The sequence below is a fragment of the Borreliella spielmanii genome, from assembly GCF_014201705.1.
Lineage (GTDB): Bacteria > Spirochaetota > Spirochaetia > Borreliales > Borreliaceae > Borreliella > Borreliella spielmanii.
In genome coordinates, this window is sequence record NZ_JACHFA010000001.1 from 358602 (window position 1) to 375409 (window position 16808).

The window sequence follows — 16808 nt, forward strand, 5'->3', positions numbered from 1 at the left end:
TCCCTTTAACTAACTACATCAACTAGCTCTAAACAAACAGGACAATGATCGCTCCCCATTACTTTGTCTAAAATTAGAGATTTTTTAACATTTCTCTTAAAAAATTCATTAACAATAAAATAATCAATTCTCCACCCCATATTTTTCTCCCTAGCCCTTGTTCTATAGCTCCACCAAGTATAATAACCAGGCTCCTTATTAAATATCCTAAACGTATCCACATATCCTTTGTTTAAAAACCTATCTAACCAAGTCGTTTCTTCAATATAATATCCAGGAGAGTCTCTATTAGAATCAGGACTTATAAGATCAATCTTGGTATGAGCAATATTAAAATCACCACAAATTACTACATTTTTTCCACCATTTACAAAAGAATCAACAAGATTCTCAACATAAGATAAAAAATCAAGTTTATAAACAAGTCTTTTTCTTAAAGCTTGAGAATTAGGAAAATAGCCGTTAATCAATACAAAATCACTATAGTATGCTATAAGCCCCCTACCTTCATTATCAAAAATTTCTTTTCCAAGTAAGTTTACAGCAATAGGCTTAACTTTAGAGTAAATACAAACACCACTATAACCTTTAATCTTTGACTTTGAAAAATAAGAATAATAATTTTCAAGAATTAAATCACTTGGCAACTGTTCTCTTAAAGCTTTGGTTTCTTGAACACATAAAATATCCGGGGTATATTCTCTTACAAATTCAAGAAAACCTTTCTTTAAAACAGCTCTAATTCCATTTACATTCCATGAAATTAATTTCATAAATTCCCTTTAAATATAAATCTTTAACCCATCATAAGCTAAATAAATATTGTCTTTTTCTAAATAATCAAATTCTTCATGCATTATATCGTGTGCAATATGCGTAAAGTAAGAAATTTTAGGATTGATTTTTTTAACCTCACAAACAGCCTCTGAAAAATTTAAATGAGCAGGATGAGGCTTAGTCCTTATAGCATCTATTATAAGTAGATCTAAATTTTTTAAATAATCATAGGACGCTTCAGGAATAAATTTAACATCAGTAAGATACGCTAAATTACCTATCCTATAACCTAAACTAACCGTCTCCCCATGAATCAAAGGAATTGGCATTATCTTTAAATCTTTAAAAAAAAAGGGCTCAAAATCTTTAATCACATTAGGAATAATGTCAGCCTTTCCACTTACGGAAGGTTTGGATGAAAAATTATGCGAAAAAGCATTCATTATATGAACCATAGTAGTTTCTCTAGCATAAATGTTTAAAGGCGCACTTCGTGTATAAAACTTAATATCATCAAAACCCATAATGTGATCATAATGTTCATGGGTATAAAGCACCAAATCCAGCCTATCTATATTCTCTCTTAAAAGCTGCTGCCTAATATCAGGACCTGTGTCAATCAACAATTTGATGTTAGAAGAAGACACCTTAAGAAAGAAAGAACTTCTTAATCTTTTATTTTTTCTAAAACTTGAAGTACAGACTCTACAGCTACAATTTAACATAGGAACACCACTTGAAGCACCAGTTCCTAAAAAGGTTCCGACCATATGTTACTACCTTTCGCCTGTAAACATAGTCTATTTTAACACAACATTTTATATTAAACAAAAATAAGCTCTCCTAATAAAAACACCCCTGAATCTAAAATTAAATTAATACTATTTAACAATCAATTCTGTAAACTATTTTGGAAAAAACTCTTTTATGCTTATAATTATTTAAGGAAAAGTTATTTTTATGGATACGCAAATTTATGAACTGATTTTCTTAACTAGCTTTAGCATATTTTTAATAGTAAATTTATTTAATTTTAAAAAAGAATTTACTTATGAAGACTACTTCATAATATTTCCGGGTACGTTTTTTGTAATAACTTTATACTTTACAGAAATCAACCCATTAATGTTATATATCGGAAGTATATTCTTAATCTTTATGATAATCATCTTCTTTAAAAACATAAAAACAATAGTAAATAGAAGAAGAAGAAGTAACAATAAAAATATAAAACAATCAAAAGGAATATTTCTTTCAATTTTGCTAAAGACAATACTTGTAATACCTGCTATTTTAACTGTTATTATTGCAACCATTTTCTCATATTTAGCACTTTTTGTAAATTATCCCAAAGATGAAAACAATAGCTACCAAATTGGATTCATAAGAATTAAAGACCCCAAAAATGATTTAAACTTATCAATTTGGTATCCCGTAAGTTCAACGCTGGGTCTTAAAAAACAAAATCCATTTCTTTTATATGAATTTAATCCTTTTTTCATAAACGAAATGAATTATTTACCAAAACAAAACAATATATATAAACAAGCCTTTATTAGTAATAACCAAAAAATATATGATTCTATTTTACTTATACTTCCTTATTACTCTCACGACTCAATGTTCAAGTCCCTAATCAGCAGGCTTGTTAAGAAGGGAAAAATTGTTTATTTATATTCACCAAAATATAAACACATGAAAAGCTACGATTTTATTAAAAATAGCCATAAAAGTATATTCAGCTATGTAATCAACAAAAGCATTAGCTATTTAATTGAACCTGCCAATATCCTTAATCAAAAAGCCGATATTGCATCTAATGAAAACGATATTCAAAACATTATTGAACTAACAAAATCAAGCCAAAATTTAAAATTTTTAAATTCAAAAATGAATCTTAATAACCTAACGTTAATTACACTAGGCAATCAAGCAAATATTGCTAATTTTATCCTTGCAAAAAACAAAAATATAACAAAATATATCAATATAGGAGGCAAACCACAAACAATAAAAAATTTAAAAAACTTGCAACTAATTCTACGAGAAAATGAAAAAGAACTCCACACAAAAGATAGTAATGTAAATTCTATAAAGCTAATAAACATAAACAATATTGCAGAAATTTCTGATTTTATTTTTAGCAGAAATTATCTAAAAAGTTTTAATTTCTTAAAAAACAAAAAATTAATACTATCGAGATTCAATTCTATAATTACTGAGATTAATAAATTCATTGAAGAGGAAAAATAATAATGATAAAAAAATTTTTGCTATTTGCAATGATCAACATCTTTTTTTTAACAAATAAAGCTTATAGTAATGAAGAGGTAATCGAAATAAGTACTGAAATACAAAAAGAAAAATATATTCCCTTTTTAATAAGTAGAGGAAAAACTCAACTAGAAGACCTTGTAAAATATACTCTAGAAATAAACCCAGACCTTGATAAGAACTATGTAAATACTATTGCTAAAACCTACATAAACGAATCTTTGATTGAAGGGATTAATTACGACATTGCCTATGCTCAAATGTTACTAGAAACAGGAGCTCTAAAATTTAATGGGATAGTCTCAAAAGAACAACACAATTTTTCAGGCATAGGAGCCACTAATAATCTTACAAAAGGAAATTCTTTTTCCAATATTACAGAAGGAATCAAAGCTCATATTCAACATTTAAAAGCTTATGCATCAAAACAAAATATCAACTCAAATATGGTTGATCCTAGATTTTACCTTGTTAAAAGAGGATCTGCTCCAACAATATATGATTTAACTGGAAAATGGGCAAAAGACAAATTTTACGATAAAAAGCTTAAAAAAATATTATTAGAACTATTAGAGTATAATAATGCAAATAAAAGCTAAAAGCCCACTATATGATTTCCTAGAAGAGATATATTCAAAGTACAATAAAAAAAAATTTATACATCCTGATCCTTTAGAATTTTTATACAAATATGAAAAAAAAGAAGACATTGAACTTGTAGGTCTAATTAGTGCTTCATTGTCACTAGGAAGAGTAGAAAAAATTTTAGAAGCAATAGAGAGGGTACTCAAACCACTTGGCAAATCTCCTTCTGAGAACCTTAAGCTAGTAAATGAAAAAGACTTAAAAGCAATATTTAAAGGATTTGTTTATAGATTTTTCAAAGAAGAAGACATTGTAAGGCTACTATACACCCTCAAGATAATAAAAGAACAATATCACACACTTGAGAATCTTCTTTACAGTATTTATTATAAAAACCAAAATTTTATACTCAGTATAGATGAATTAATAAAGCATATGGAAAAAATAAATGGAAGAGAATTTGGAATGTTACTTCCAAAGCCTTCAAAGGGAAGTTCTTGTAAAAGACTTTTTCTATTCTTAAGATGGATGATACGCAAAGATGCAGTCGATTTGGGTATTTGGAATAAATTCAACCCTAATAAGCTTATAGTACCAATGGATACTCATATGACAAACATTGCCTCAAAATTATTTAAAATCAAAGAAATAAAAAACGTAAACCTTAAAAAAGCAATAAAAATTACAAGCTATTTTTCAAAAGAAAATAATGAAGATCCTGTAAAATACGATTTTTCTTTAACCAGATTTGGAATAAATAGGGATTTTAATAAAGAAAAATTACTAAAAAATATTAATAAACTATAAAATTTTAGTTACAAAACCTTTAAAATAATAAATACTTAAATCATTAAAACAAAAACACTAATTTATCATAAAATAAAAAGGAGAATCTATGAACAATCTTAAAGAAAAAATAAATGCTTATAGTAAACTAATTTTGGGATCTTGGCAATTTGGAGGAGGATATTTTAAACAGGTTGAAAAAGAAACCGCTAAAAAAATATTAAAAAAAGCATATAGTCACGGGATTAGAAATATTGATACCGCAAAAGCTTATGGAAATGGAATTTCAGAAAAAATAATTGGCGAAATAATATCAAAGGATCCAACAATAAGAGAAAATATTTTAATTGCAAGTAAATGCTACCCAATGGAACTTTCAGAATATAAAAAGAATTTTAATGAAAGCCTTAAAAATTTAAAAACTGATTATATAGATATTTACTATATACATTGGCCTAAAAACGATTTTGATTTAAGACCAATAGCATCATTTCTTGAAGAAATGAAAGCAAAAGAAAAAATAAAATATGTGGGTGTTAGTAATTTTGAAATATCACACATGGAAAGTGTAAAAAGCGTTTGCAAAATTGACGTAAACCAAATAGGATACAATCCCTTATTTAGAAATAAAGAAAAAGATGTAATTCCCTACTGTGAAGATAATAATATTGCCACCATATCATATTCAACAATTGCTCAAGGACTTTTATCCAAAGGCAATATAAAAGACAAAAGCAAATTTACCGATACCATAACAGAAAAATTGATACTTTTTAAAAAAGAACTTTGGCCTTATACTTTAAAAACCATAAATAAACTTGAAAAGATAGCAAAGAGAAATAACTTAACAATTTTAGAATTAACATATTCATGGCTTAAAAAAACAAAATTAAGTGGATTTATAGTGGGTTTCAGCAAAGAAAGCTATGTAGAATCAAACTTGAATTCATTTAAAGCAGAAATCAATGATGAAGTATATAAAGAAATTACATTAATTTTAGATAAATTTAATAAGCAAACAAAAAATTTCCCAAATTTATTTAACAAAAAAATTTAAAACTTTATAAAAATAAAGAATTCAATTAACAAGCTTAAAAAACAATAGAATTTCCTAGAATTCTAATGCCTTCTACAGTTAAATGAATATTAAAAATAAATTCTATCTCAATTAATGGTAAAAGTAAGTTTGCATTACCCCCGGCAATCATTAAATTAAATTTTTTTTTATAAATCTTTTTAATATCGCGATAAACACCTTCTATTAAATACTTATATTGATAAAACAAACCACTATTTACACTCCCAGGCGTAGTTCTCTCTAAAAGATTACTTGGGGTGCTAATAGGAAATTTCTTCAAAAGATAGGCACTGTCTAATAAAGAATTAAAATTTACCAAAGGGCCAGAATTAATAAGACCACCAAGTATTCCATCCTGCCTACTAACAGCAAAAATAGTGCAAGCTGTTCCTAAATCTACTACCAAAACATTTTCAAATGAATAATTTTCAACGGCCGCAACAAGATTAGCAAAAACATCTGAACCTAACAAAAATTTATCACTTTTGTAAGGATTAAATGATAAATCATAATTTAAATCAAAACTAATAAACAATGGTTTTATCTTAAAAAAAGAAAAAATGACATTTTCAAATATTTCATTAAGAACGGGAACAACACTACTTATAAAAACTTGATTTACATTAAAATAAAAATTTTTTTCAAAAAACTTATAAATCTCATCATACCTTAACATGAGATTTGTTTTCATTTTAACAAATAAATTAATTTTATTGTTTTTAAACAGGGCAAAAGCAATGCTAGTATTTCCAATATCAATTATCAATTCTGATAATAAAGACTTATTCATAAATATTTATTCTTTTTGTAATTTTGTCAAATCTTAATAAAATATTAAGGGTCTTCTTTTTTTTGGGTGTTGCTTTAATAACTAAAATTTTACTCAAAGGATAATACTTCCAACCATCAGAATATATGTAAAACTTATAATCTGTAAACCAATCAATTTCCCTAAATCTAACTAAAGTTGGATTTAAAATATTTCCAAAAAACATATAGCTTGAATAATTAATCTCCTGATCAAAATTAATTGCAACCCTAGTATCAGTAATTTCACTATTTAAAGCCCTAGAAGCAGAATATATCCACCTGATAGATCCATTGTTAAAAATGAAAATAAATTGAGGCATGTATTGATTATCAATAATATCAAAATAATAGCTTTCATAAGGAATTCCTTTGACATAATCACTCATTAAAAAATGATAAATCACATTAAATGAAAGCTTTAATATTAAATTATCTTTTAAATAAGATGCTATTCTTTTAAGAACCCCAGAAATCTTTAATGCATACTCAACAACATCAGTTAAATTATTATTATTTAAAATATACACTTTTCCTTCATCTGTAACACTAAATAAAGTAAATACAAATTTATAAAGCTCCTTTTTAAAGCTTAAATAAACAGAATCATCATTACTAATCTTAAGAAAAGTAAGATAATTAGAAAGAATGTTATAGGTTTGGTTAAAATCAAAATTAGAACTTAATATTTTTTTAGGATCTTTTAAAAGATTTAAAGCATGATTTAATTTAGACCCGTTTTCTGATAAAAAAATTTTTTCCAAAAGACGGGGATCTTCCTTTAAATAAACCATAAGTCTGTCTTTCTCAAGAGAATCAATAAAAGTTTTATTTCTTGATAAATAAGAAAAAAATTTATCAATTTGATCTGAATTAGCATAATAATTTAAACTTAAATAAGTAAGTTTATGTTCATTTTTAACCAATAAAGAATCTAATCTTAAAAATATTGACTCGTGATTTCCTCTAATTAAAGATTCTGCTAAAAAGCAAACCATTAGATTTTCATCAAAACTATAAGTACCATATTTAAGCCATCCCCCCTTTGAAACATTAAAATTAACGGGATTATTCCAAGAATCATAAGCACTTTGTCTAAAATTATTTAAAGTATCATTAAAAATTTTATTATCTATCTCTTTAATTTTTGAATTCATAATAGAATAATCTAAGATATTGCTTTGATTGCCCTCTATAATGGAATTTGAAATACTTTTCTTTGGTGAATCGATATAAATAGCATTGCCAATTCTAAATGTTGCTTGAGGAGAAATTAAAATATCTTTTTCTCTTATTTTTACATTTTCTCCTAAAAAGACTTTATACTCTAAATTCCCCCCTTGTCTTATTGAAATATTAGGCTCGTCTAATAAAACTTCATAATAATCTTCAACTTCATAGCTTAACAAAAAACTCTTAGAAAGATTTGATTCAATGCTAAAATTATTTTCCGAATCAAACAAAAATCCTAGAAAAATATTATTCTCAAAATAAACATAAATACCTGCTTCTTGAACTTTATAAGAGATGGGGAAAAGATTTAACTCTGTTTCTAAAACAATAAGTGGATTAAGTTTGGATAAAAGTATCCTAAGTCCTCTAACATTAACAATAATATCATTTAAAATATATTCACTATTTTCAACCTTATTATTTACTTCTAATTTTACATCTTTTAAAAAAAAGATATTTAAGTTTAAATTCCTAAATTGTAAAAAAATAACAACAAATAATATTAAGATACCAAGTAATAAATTAAAAGCTACTGCCCTTAAAAACCCCTTCATATGATGATTCTAATCATAAAAAATCAAAATATCAATATTGATTGCATAAAAACAAAAAAAATAATAAAATGTATAGGTTGGCTAGTTGAATAGGAGCAAAGTGTATGAAAATTCCAAAAAATTATATTCCAGGAACAAATCCTTATAAGTCTCTACCTAAAAAACCTATTATTGAAAACAAGAAAAAAATTACTAAAAAACAAGAACAAATTAATTCAGAAATTATGAAATCACAAGAACGTATTTTAAAGTTATATATGAGACGCCTACAAAAAAAAGATCAAATAACTCTTCAAAATTTTATTTTAGAAGGACACAAGATTGGTTCTAAAATTTTCAACAATTTGCCAAAAACACTAAAAGAAATAATAGCTTTAATGAACATAGAATCCTTAAAAGTGCTAAAAAAAAATACAAAAAATCCAATTAAAATGCTTTACATAAAATTTTCAAGCTGGACCTTAAACAAACTAATCAAAACGCTCGACATTGAATCTAATAACAATAAAACTGCAAAACATAAATAATAACTTTCAAATTCTTTTTAAATCTCTTACTTATTAATTTTTTTATTAGCTACTTTTCTTACAATGTCTATTGTTGATTTATTATTAGAATAAATAAAAAAATCTTTCAAGAATCATCTTTTATGATTATTGGGCTCTAAAATGTACATTGAATCTAATATATCTAATGTCATTTATTGCCACAATAAAATTCACCAACCATACCCAATTTATTCCTAATAGTTAAACACGCTGCAATATCCCAAAGTCCTACAAAAGAAAAATAGACCTTATAAGAACCTATAAAAGTTTGGCAAAAGAATAGACACTAAAGCCATTAATATGAATGTGCAAAGAAAAATTAAAATTAAATGACCTTACAATAGACTTTGAAACTGCAAACAAACTTTGGATATTATGGGGTTCAGAATTGGCAAAAACACCCGTATTAAAATCCTTTCTCAAGAATAGCTACCAATGCTTTTTTAGCATAAAATACCTATCTTTATAAGTAATATAAAAAACTCACCGCTTAAAGGAAGAGAAATAGCTCCTTAAATAATTTTGACACTTTTAAAAACTCAATCAAAATATTTTAAAGGTCCTTTCAAGAAATCCAAAAATATTTGAAATATTAATAATATATCTTTTAAAAATTAAATACTCTCTAATTTTTTAATATAAATAACATACATTTTAGAATTTAAATTTTATTACTTTTTGAATTGTATTTTTTTTTATTCTCAAACATATTAAATAACATTAAATCTCTAATTTTCCCCATAAAAACATTATCAACAAAATTTTAAAAAAAATAATTTAAAAAACTAAGCCCTACGCGCAATTTTAAACCATATTAACCATATTATTTAAAATAGGAATTGAGAGTTCAAAACCAAAAGTTTTTTTAGAAACTTTAACTATAGGAGCTCCTTGTCTTCTTTTGTATTCATTTTTAAAATAAAGATTTAAAACTTTATCAACTATACCTTTTTCAAAATGAAGATAAATTGAATCTATAGATTCATTGTCAATTAAATATCTATTTAAAATAATATCAAGAACTTCATATTTTGGAAGAGAATCACTATCTTTTTGGTCAAACCTTAACTCAGCCGAAGGCTCCTTTAAAATAATATTAACAGGAATAATACATTGATCGAACTTTGCATTAATATATTTTGCAAGATCATAAACTTCTGTCTTAAAAAGATCTCCAATCAAAGCAAGCCCCCCACAAGTATCCCCATAAAGGGTGCAATAACCAACTGCAATCTCGCTTTTATTGCCAGTATTTAAAAGTAAAGAATTTTGAGAATTACTATAAGACATTAACAAAAGTCCCCTTAACCGAGCTTGTAAATTTTCCCCAGTAACACCTTTAACATCAAAATGATTTTCAAAAGACCTGCTACTCACCTCAAACAAGTCTTTTATTGGCATTTCAATTAATTTAAACCCTAATTTTCTAGAAAGCTCTTTAGCATCAGAAATAGAACCTTCTGATGAAAATTTACTAGGCATAGAAATTCCAACAACATTCTCAGCTCCCAAAGCAAAACATGCAAGACACGCAACAAGAGCAGAATCAATGCCCCCAGATACCCCTAAATGCACTTTAGAAAATCCCAAAAAACCAACATATTCTCTTAATACAAGAGATATTGCTAAAATAATTTTTTCAAAAAGTTCATTACATGTATCAAATTTTAAATCTTGAAATGCGTCATTAGATATGAAATCAAATTCAAATCCTTTAGCTTGTTTTAGCTTACCAGAACTATTAATAAAAAAACTATGCCCATCATAAACTGCAGAATCTTCAACTCCATAAAAATTTGAATAAATAACATCAAGCTCATTCTCAATAGCAACTCTTTCAAAGAGTTTTAACCTAAGATTATTCTTTTCCTTAGTGAAATAAGATTTGGATGGTATTATTAAATACCGTGCCTTCTTTAAATTCTCACCAAATTTGGGACTTGATTCTTTAAACAACAAATCATCCTCAAAATTTAATACAGCAAATACATTGTCCTTATAAGTAAAAAACTCGGGTGAATTGCATTGTGTTACAGTTAAAATAACTTCATGATTGCTGATGACAGAAATAATATCTACAAATTTACCATCCTTATAAACACTGTACCCAAAAACAATTAAAGTGCTATCATTAACCCGTTCTCTCATAAAGTCAATGCACTTACATATATTTTGAGAATATTTAGAATACCCAAACAACTCACCACACCTGGTATAGCCTAAAAACATGAAAGGGAAAACTAAAACATCTGATCCCCTTAGCAAGGCTTCATTATAATTAATTTTAAAATCATCAACGCATTTGTCAAAATCTAAAACTCTATATTTTGTTTGAGCAATGCTTATTTTCATAGATAAATAATAATTAATAATACACCAAATTACAACAAAAAAAAATTTAACAGCTTTGCAACCAATACTCATCCATATTTTAATAATACCCTAAAATTAAGGGCATCTTAGACCCACTAAAACAAACAAAATCAAAAAATGATATTGAAAATATTATGATAAATAAAAAAAATAAAATTTTTTTATTTTGACAAAAAAATACACACCAACATTTTGCTAAATAATAATATGTATCAATACAACACTATTGCTGACAGCTTAAGAAAAATATATATCTTGCAAATGCTCAAAATGAATCAATTTTAATAAATTTCAAGAAAGAAAAAAATTTGTAAAATATTTTTTTTAAAGATAAAATGCTTTATCAAAGGAGGAAAAATGGAAAAAAAAGAAACTAAAACCGAACCTGAAAAAATCAACAAGCAAGATAACAAAAATACAAAATCTCAAAAAAAAGAAAACTTAACTTCGGCAAATTATGATAAAAAAATTACCGAACTTGAAAATGAAATCTCCAATCTCAAAGATTTGTATTTAAGAAAACAAGCAGAATTTGAAAACTTCAGAAAAAGATTAGAAAAAGAAAAAGACAATTTTGTTAAATTTGCAAATGAAACCATAATGAAAGATGTTGTCAATTTTCTTGACAACCTAGAGAGAGCCATCAACTCTTCAAAAAAATCTAAAGATTTTGACAACCTATTAACAGGTATTAGTATGATTGAAAATGAAATACTATCAATCTTTGATAAAAAATATAATTTAAAAAAATTTGGAGAAAATGGCGAAAATTTTGATCCAAGTCGTCATGAAGCAATAAGTATTGAAGAAAAAGAAGATCTTAAAAATCCAGAAATAGTAGAAGTATATCAAAAAGGATATTGCTACAACGACAGAATATTAAGAACAGCAAAAGTTAAAGTTGCTCAAAGTAAAAATTAATTAGAAAATAGGAGGTTATAATATGGGCAAAATAATAGGTATTGACCTAGGAACAACAAACTCATGCGTAGCTATAATGGAGCATGGAAAACCAGTTGTAATACAAAATTCAGAGGGAGGAAGAACTACTCCATCTATTGTTGCCTACACAAATAAAGGCGAAAGGCTTGTGGGACAAGTCGCAAAAAACCAAATGGTTACAAATCCCGAAAACACAATTTATTCTATTAAAAGATTTATGGGAAGAAGATTTGAAGAAGTTGCAAGCGAAATAAAAATGGTTCCTTATAAAATAGAAAAAGGACTAAATGGCGATGCACGAGTAAACATTTCTAATATAAAAAAGCAAATGTCGCCGCCTGAAATCTCAGCAGCAACTCTTACAAAAATGAAAGAAACAGCAGAAGCTTACTTGGGTGAAAAAGTTACAGAAGCTGTCATTACAGTTCCTGCTTACTTTAACGATGCTCAAAGACAAGCTACAAAAGATGCCGGCAAAATAGCAGGCCTTGAAGTTAAAAGAATTGTTAACGAACCAACTGCCGCTGCCCTTGCTTATGGAATTGAAAAAAAACACGAAGAGATTGTTGCTGTTTACGATCTTGGTGGGGGAACATTTGACATTTCAATATTGGAGCTTGGAGATGGTGTTTTTGAAGTAAAGTCAACCAATGGAGACACGCATCTTGGGGGTGACAATTTTGATGATGAGATAATAAAGCATTTAATTTCAGAATTCAAAAAAGAAAGCGCTATTGATTTATCAAACGACAAAATGGCTCTTCAAAGACTAAAAGAGGCCGCTGAAAAAGCTAAAATAGAACTTTCAGGCGCTCAAGAAGCCTCAATAAATCTTCCATTTATTACAGCAGATGCAAACGGTCCAAAACACTTGCAACATACCCTAACAAGAGCAAAATTCGAACAAATGGTAGACCATTTGGTTCAAAAAACAAAAGAACCATGCCTTAAAGCTATTAAAGATGCTGGGCTTAAAGCTTCTGATATTAATGAAGTAATACTTGTAGGCGGATCAACAAGAATTCCTGCTATTCAAAAAATTGTAAAAGATATATTTGGACAAGATCCCAACAAAGGAGTAAATCCAGATGAAGCTGTAGCAATTGGAGCTGCTATTCAGGGTGGTATTTTAACCGGAGAAACTAAAGATATGGTACTCCTTGACGTTACTCCACTCTCACTAGGAATAGAAACGCTAGGTGGTGTAATGACTAAACTTATTGAGCGAAACACTACAATTCCTACAAAAAAAAGTCAAGTATTCTCAACAGCTGCTGACAATCAAACTTCTGTTGATATTAAAGTCCTTCAAGGTGAACGTGAAATGGCAGCACAAAATAGAATACTTGGTAATTTCATACTTGATGGAATACCAGCAGCACCAAGAGGGGTACCTCAAATTGAAGTTAGCTTTGACATTGACGCTAATGGAATAGTTCATGTGTCTGCAAAAGATATGGGAACAGGAAAAGAACAAAAAATTAGAATTGAATCATCATCAGGACTCTCTGAATCAGAAATAGATCGCATGGTAAAAGATGCAGAAGCTCATGCGGAAGAAGATAAAAAATTAAAAGAAAACATTGAAACAAAAAATACAGCTAATTCTTTAATTTATCAAACAGAAAAATCATTAAAAGAATATTCTGAAAAAATTTCAAGCGAAGATAAAGAAGCTATTGAAAATAAAATAAAAGAATTAAAAGAAAGTCTTGAAAAAGAAGATATTTCACTTATAAAATCTAGAACAGAAGAACTTCAAAAAGCTTCTTACAAAATAGCTGAAATGATGTACAAAGATTCTTCCCAGCAAAATGCAAGCAACCAAAAAGAAAATGGTACCCAAAGCAATACAAGCGAAGAAGGCAAAGAAGCCGATTACGAAGTTGTTGACGAGGATAAAAAATAGTGAAAAAAGATTATTATGAAATTTTGGGGCTCTCAAAAGGAGCCTCAAAAGATGAAATAAAAAAAGCTTATAGAAAAATAGCAATTAAATATCACCCTGATAGAAATCAAGGAAACGAAGAGGCCGCTTCTATCTTTAAAGAAGCTACTCAAGCTTACGAAGTTTTAATAGATGACAATAAAAAAGCCAAATACGATAGATTTGGACACTCCGCTTTCGAAGGAGGAGGATTTGAAGGATTCTCGGGTGGATTTAGCGGATTTTCAGACATCTTTGAAGACTTTGGTGATATTTTTGATTCATTTTTCACCGGAAACAAAGGACAAGAAAAAAACAGAAAACACGCAAAAGGTGAAGACGTAGGATATAACATAGAAATATCTCTTGAAAATGCATACTTTGGTTACAAAAATAATATAAACATAACAAGACAAATACTCTGTCATTCTTGTTTGGGAAAAAAATCCGAAAAAGGTACAAGTCCTTCGATATGTAACATGTGTAACGGTAGTGGCAGAGTAGTTCAAGGCGGAGGATTTTTCAGGGTTACAACAACATGTTCTAAATGCTACGGTGAAGGTAAAATAATATCAAACCCTTGTAAATCTTGTAAAGGAAAAGGAAGCATTACAAAACAAGAAACTATTCAACTAAACATCCCTTCAGGCATTGATAACAACCAACAAATAAAAATGAAAGGTAAAGGAAATGTTAATCCAGACAACCAAGAATATGGTGATCTTTATGTAAAAATATTAATAAGATCTCATAAAATATTTAAAAGAAATGGTAAAGATCTCTACGCAATGCTTCCAATAAGCTTTACTCAAGCAGCCCTTGGAAAAGAAGTAAGAATAAAAACAATCGCTTCAAAAGAGATTAAAATACAAATTCCAAAAGGAATAGAAAATGAAGAACAAATTTTAATTAAAAACTCAGGAATGCCAATTCTTCAAACCGAAAAGTTTGGAAACCTAATATTAATCACTAAAATAAAAACACCTAAAAATTTAAATTCTAATGCCATCAAACTTTTTGAAAACTTGAGCAAAGAATTAAAAGATGCTGATGAAATAGATTTACTCAAAGTATAATATGTATATAACCCATGCCAATTCAATAATTGAAAGCATAAAAAATAATAAAGGATTTGAACTTTATATATCAAAAAAAAGTTCAAAAACTAAAGAAATTGAAAAGCTGGCTAAAACACAAAATATAAAAATACTAAGAATAAGTATAAATGAGCTTGACAAAATTCTAAAAACCAAAGGCCACAGGGGCTTTGCATTAAAATTAAAACTTGAAAAAAATAAAAATGTAAAAACACAAACCAAAGATTTTGAAAACCTACTAGAAACATTTAAAAAAAAAGAAAATGCTTTCATTTTACTTCTAGACGAAATAGAAGACCCCCAAAATTTGGGAGCAATCCTTAGAACAGCAGAACAGTTTAGTATAGATCTTGTAATTACTACCCAAAAACGTAGCGCAAAAGACAATTCAACGGTTTTGCGCACTAGCTCTGGTGCAAGTCAATATGTAAAAAAAATAACAGTGGCAAACATAAATAACACAATAATTTTTTTAAAAAAACATGGCTTTTGGATATACACTGGTGATATTAAAGGACAAGATATAAACAAAATCAAAATAAACGACAAAAAAATTGCACTTATTTTAGGAAATGAGGGAAAAGGTGTGCACAAGCTAATAAAACAAAATTCCGATTTTTTAATAAGAATCCCAACTAGCGGCAAAATAGATTCACTTAATGTTTCTGTGTCCACGGGCATTTTAATCTTTGAAATCAAAAGGCAATTAAATCTACTCTAAAACATTAAATTAAATTAAATTGAAACTTCATTTCAAAACAAACAATATCGTAAAAAGAACTATTTTAAAAAATTTCCCAACTCAACAGATGCAATAAATCCCTCAGCAGCAGCGGTAATGGCTTGAGCGTAAAGTTTATTACTAACATCTCCACACGAAAAAACACCATCAACACTTGTTTTAACAACATCTTTAGTTATAATAAACCCCTCTTCATCCAAATCTAAAAATCCCTTTAAAAATTCTGTATTCGGCTTATAACCAACAGCCATAAATACAGCATTCACTTCTAATTTATAAAAACCATTATCTTTTTTATTAAAAATCTTAACCGAAGAAATAAAAGATTTTCCATCTACTTCTGTGGCCTCTGAATTATACAAAATTTCAATATTCGGCAACTTTGTAACACTATCTCTTAACATAGCAATAGCTCTAAGGTAATCTTTTCTTACAATAATATAAACCTTATCCGCTAATTTGCTTAAATAAATTGCTTCTGAAAGGGCAGTATTTCCTCCACCAATTACTGCAACCTTTTTCCCTTTATAAAGATGTCCATCACAAATAGCGCAAACCGAAATACCCTTATTCCAAAATAAATCCGAATTTTTAAGAGTTTCAAGTTTTTTGGGTTTTGATCCCACAGCAACAATCACAGCTTTACTTTTATAAATATAATTTTCTGTATAAAGGTAAAAAATACTATTCCTTTTTTTTATAGAAAAAACAGTTTCGGGAAAAGTTTTAGCTCCAAGATTTACTGCTTGCTCTTTCATATTTAACATCAAATCTCTACCACTTATTCCATTTTTAAAACCAGGATAATTGTAAACCTCTGTGGTTGTAGTAAGCTGTCCTCCAGGTTCAGGGCCTTCTAAAATAGCAGCTTTATAATTACTCATAACAGAATAAATTCCAGCTGTTAATCCAGCCGGACCAGATCCTACAATTATTACATCTTCAAGAAATTCTACCTCTTTTTGAAAGAAATTTTCCTTTTTGGTCAGCTTTATATCAATGGTTTCAAATTCTAACATATCTAAATTTCAAGCCTCTCTTAAAAATTTTAATGTAAATCTTAGTATTGATAAAATTCATATTAA

The 16808-nt window shown here is 27.7% G+C and carries 15 protein-coding genes and 1 pseudogene; 9 read left to right on the forward strand and 7 right to left on the reverse strand.

Going from position 1 to position 16808, the window contains the following annotated elements:
• Positions 1-5 precede the first annotated feature (5 nt).
• Both xth and HNR35_RS01615 read right to left on the reverse strand, forming a co-directional pair.
• Positions 6-773 carry an exodeoxyribonuclease III gene (gene xth, locus HNR35_RS01610; RefSeq protein WP_183223478.1) on the reverse strand — a complete coding sequence of 256 codons (768 nt, stop codon included), beginning with the start codon at positions 771-773 and terminating at the stop codon, positions 6-8.
• A 9-nt stretch (positions 774-782) separates the two neighbouring features.
• Positions 783-1547: an MBL fold metallo-hydrolase gene (locus tag HNR35_RS01615; protein WP_006433936.1), complete on the reverse strand. Its 765-nt coding sequence runs from the start codon at positions 1545-1547 to the stop codon at positions 783-785.
• 190 nt (positions 1548-1737) lie between these two features.
• Between HNR35_RS01615 and HNR35_RS01620 the strand changes: the two genes are divergently transcribed.
• From HNR35_RS01620 to HNR35_RS01635, 4 genes are all read left to right on the forward strand, one after another.
• Positions 1738-3030 carry a hypothetical protein gene (locus HNR35_RS01620; RefSeq protein WP_183223480.1) on the forward strand — a complete coding sequence of 431 codons (1293 nt, stop codon included), beginning with the start codon at positions 1738-1740 and terminating at the stop codon, positions 3028-3030.
• Positions 3031-3032: 2 nt separating this feature from the next.
• The gene (locus HNR35_RS01625) at positions 3033-3650 is read left to right on the forward strand and encodes a glucosaminidase domain-containing protein (protein ID WP_183223482.1); all 618 of its coding nucleotides are present in this window, start codon (positions 3033-3035) and stop codon (positions 3648-3650) included.
• The gene (locus HNR35_RS01630) at positions 3634-4443 is read left to right on the forward strand and encodes a TIGR02757 family protein (RefSeq protein ID WP_183223484.1); all 810 of its coding nucleotides are present in this window, start codon (positions 3634-3636) and stop codon (positions 4441-4443) included. The genes HNR35_RS01625 and HNR35_RS01630 overlap by 17 nt, the downstream gene beginning before the upstream one ends.
• 88 nt (positions 4444-4531) lie before the next feature.
• Positions 4532-5479, forward strand: a complete 948-nt coding sequence (locus tag HNR35_RS01635) for an aldo/keto reductase (protein ID WP_183223486.1) — start codon at positions 4532-4534, stop codon at positions 5477-5479.
• Between the two features lie 34 nt (positions 5480-5513).
• Here the strand turns inward: HNR35_RS01635 and HNR35_RS01640 are convergent, their stop codons facing one another.
• On the reverse strand, positions 5514-6290 hold the full coding sequence (locus HNR35_RS01640) for a type III pantothenate kinase (protein WP_183223488.1): 777 nt from the start codon (positions 6288-6290) through the stop codon (positions 5514-5516).
• Positions 6283-8094, reverse strand: a complete 1812-nt coding sequence (locus HNR35_RS01645; RefSeq protein WP_183223490.1) for a hypothetical protein — start codon at positions 8092-8094, stop codon at positions 6283-6285. Before HNR35_RS01645 ends, HNR35_RS01640 begins: the two co-directional genes overlap by 8 nt.
• A 104-nt stretch (positions 8095-8198) precedes the next feature.
• Between HNR35_RS01645 and HNR35_RS01650 the strand changes: the two genes are divergently transcribed.
• Positions 8199-8621: a hypothetical protein gene (locus HNR35_RS01650; RefSeq protein WP_183223492.1), complete on the forward strand. Its 423-nt coding sequence runs from the start codon at positions 8199-8201 to the stop codon at positions 8619-8621.
• Positions 8622-8647: 26 nt separating this feature from the next.
• On the opposite strand, the pseudogene HNR35_RS05935 reads toward HNR35_RS01650, so the two are convergent.
• Together HNR35_RS05935 and nadE are read right to left on the reverse strand one after the other, a co-directional pair.
• A pseudogene (locus tag HNR35_RS05935) lies at positions 8648-9154 on the reverse strand (FIG domain-containing protein); the annotation flags it as partial.
• A 292-nt stretch (positions 9155-9446) separates the two neighbouring features.
• Entirely contained in the window at positions 9447-10994 is a 1548-nt protein-coding gene (gene nadE, locus HNR35_RS01655; RefSeq protein WP_183223494.1) for an NAD(+) synthase, read from the reverse strand.
• A 378-nt stretch (positions 10995-11372) separates the two neighbouring features.
• On the opposite strand from nadE, the gene grpE reads away from it, so the two are divergent.
• Genes grpE through rlmB form a run of 4 tightly spaced genes read left to right on the forward strand, consistent with a single transcriptional unit; the run spans position 11373 to position 15702 of the window.
• Positions 11373-11936 (forward strand): nucleotide exchange factor GrpE, encoded by a 564-nt coding sequence (gene grpE / locus HNR35_RS01660; RefSeq protein ID WP_006434012.1) that lies wholly within the window; start codon positions 11373-11375, stop codon positions 11934-11936.
• A gap of 22 nt (positions 11937-11958) precedes the next feature.
• On the forward strand, positions 11959-13866 hold the full coding sequence (gene dnaK / locus HNR35_RS01665) for a molecular chaperone DnaK (protein WP_006433939.1): 1908 nt from the start codon (positions 11959-11961) through the stop codon (positions 13864-13866).
• A complete protein-coding gene (dnaJ, locus tag HNR35_RS01670) occupies positions 13866-14960 on the forward strand; it encodes a molecular chaperone DnaJ (RefSeq protein ID WP_006433970.1) in 1095 nt (364 codons plus the stop codon). Before dnaK ends, dnaJ begins: the two co-directional genes overlap by 1 nt.
• Position 14961: 1 nt before the next feature.
• The gene (gene rlmB, locus HNR35_RS01675) at positions 14962-15702 is read left to right on the forward strand and encodes a 23S rRNA (guanosine(2251)-2'-O)-methyltransferase RlmB (protein WP_183223496.1); all 741 of its coding nucleotides are present in this window, start codon (positions 14962-14964) and stop codon (positions 15700-15702) included.
• Positions 15703-15761: 59 nt separating this feature from the next.
• Here rlmB and trxB read toward each other — a convergent pair whose 3' ends face one another.
• Positions 15762-16742 (reverse strand): thioredoxin-disulfide reductase, encoded by a 981-nt coding sequence (gene trxB, locus HNR35_RS01680; RefSeq protein ID WP_183223498.1) that lies wholly within the window; start codon positions 16740-16742, stop codon positions 15762-15764.
• Positions 16743-16808 lie beyond the last annotated feature (66 nt).

Excerpts from the sequence above, each read along its gene's own strand:
- xth (WP_183223478.1), bottom strand. The coding sequence starts at position 773 with ATGAAATTAATTTCATGGAATGTAAATGGAATTAGAGCTGTTTTAAAG.
- HNR35_RS01615 (WP_006433936.1), bottom strand. The coding sequence starts at position 1,547 with ATGGTCGGAACCTTTTTAGGAACTGGTGCTTCAAGTGGTGTTCCTATG.
- HNR35_RS01620 (WP_183223480.1), top strand. The coding sequence starts at position 1,738 with ATGGATACGCAAATTTATGAACTGATTTTCTTAACTAGCTTTAGCATA.
- HNR35_RS01625 (WP_183223482.1), top strand. The coding sequence starts at position 3,033 with ATGATAAAAAAATTTTTGCTATTTGCAATGATCAACATCTTTTTTTTA.
- HNR35_RS01630 (WP_183223484.1), top strand. The coding sequence starts at position 3,634 with ATGCAAATAAAAGCTAAAAGCCCACTATATGATTTCCTAGAAGAGATA.
- HNR35_RS01635 (WP_183223486.1), top strand. The coding sequence starts at position 4,532 with ATGAACAATCTTAAAGAAAAAATAAATGCTTATAGTAAACTAATTTTG.
- HNR35_RS01640 (WP_183223488.1), bottom strand. The coding sequence starts at position 6,290 with ATGAATAAGTCTTTATTATCAGAATTGATAATTGATATTGGAAATACT.
- HNR35_RS01645 (WP_183223490.1), bottom strand. The coding sequence starts at position 8,094 with ATGAAGGGGTTTTTAAGGGCAGTAGCTTTTAATTTATTACTTGGTATC.
- HNR35_RS01650 (WP_183223492.1), top strand. The coding sequence starts at position 8,199 with ATGAAAATTCCAAAAAATTATATTCCAGGAACAAATCCTTATAAGTCT.
- nadE (WP_183223494.1), bottom strand. The coding sequence starts at position 10,994 with ATGAAAATAAGCATTGCTCAAACAAAATATAGAGTTTTAGATTTTGAC.
- grpE (WP_006434012.1), top strand. The coding sequence starts at position 11,373 with ATGGAAAAAAAAGAAACTAAAACCGAACCTGAAAAAATCAACAAGCAA.
- dnaK (WP_006433939.1), top strand. The coding sequence starts at position 11,959 with ATGGGCAAAATAATAGGTATTGACCTAGGAACAACAAACTCATGCGTA.
- rlmB (WP_183223496.1), top strand. The coding sequence starts at position 14,962 with ATGTATATAACCCATGCCAATTCAATAATTGAAAGCATAAAAAATAAT.
- trxB (WP_183223498.1), bottom strand. The coding sequence starts at position 16,742 with ATGTTAGAATTTGAAACCATTGATATAAAGCTGACCAAAAAGGAAAAT.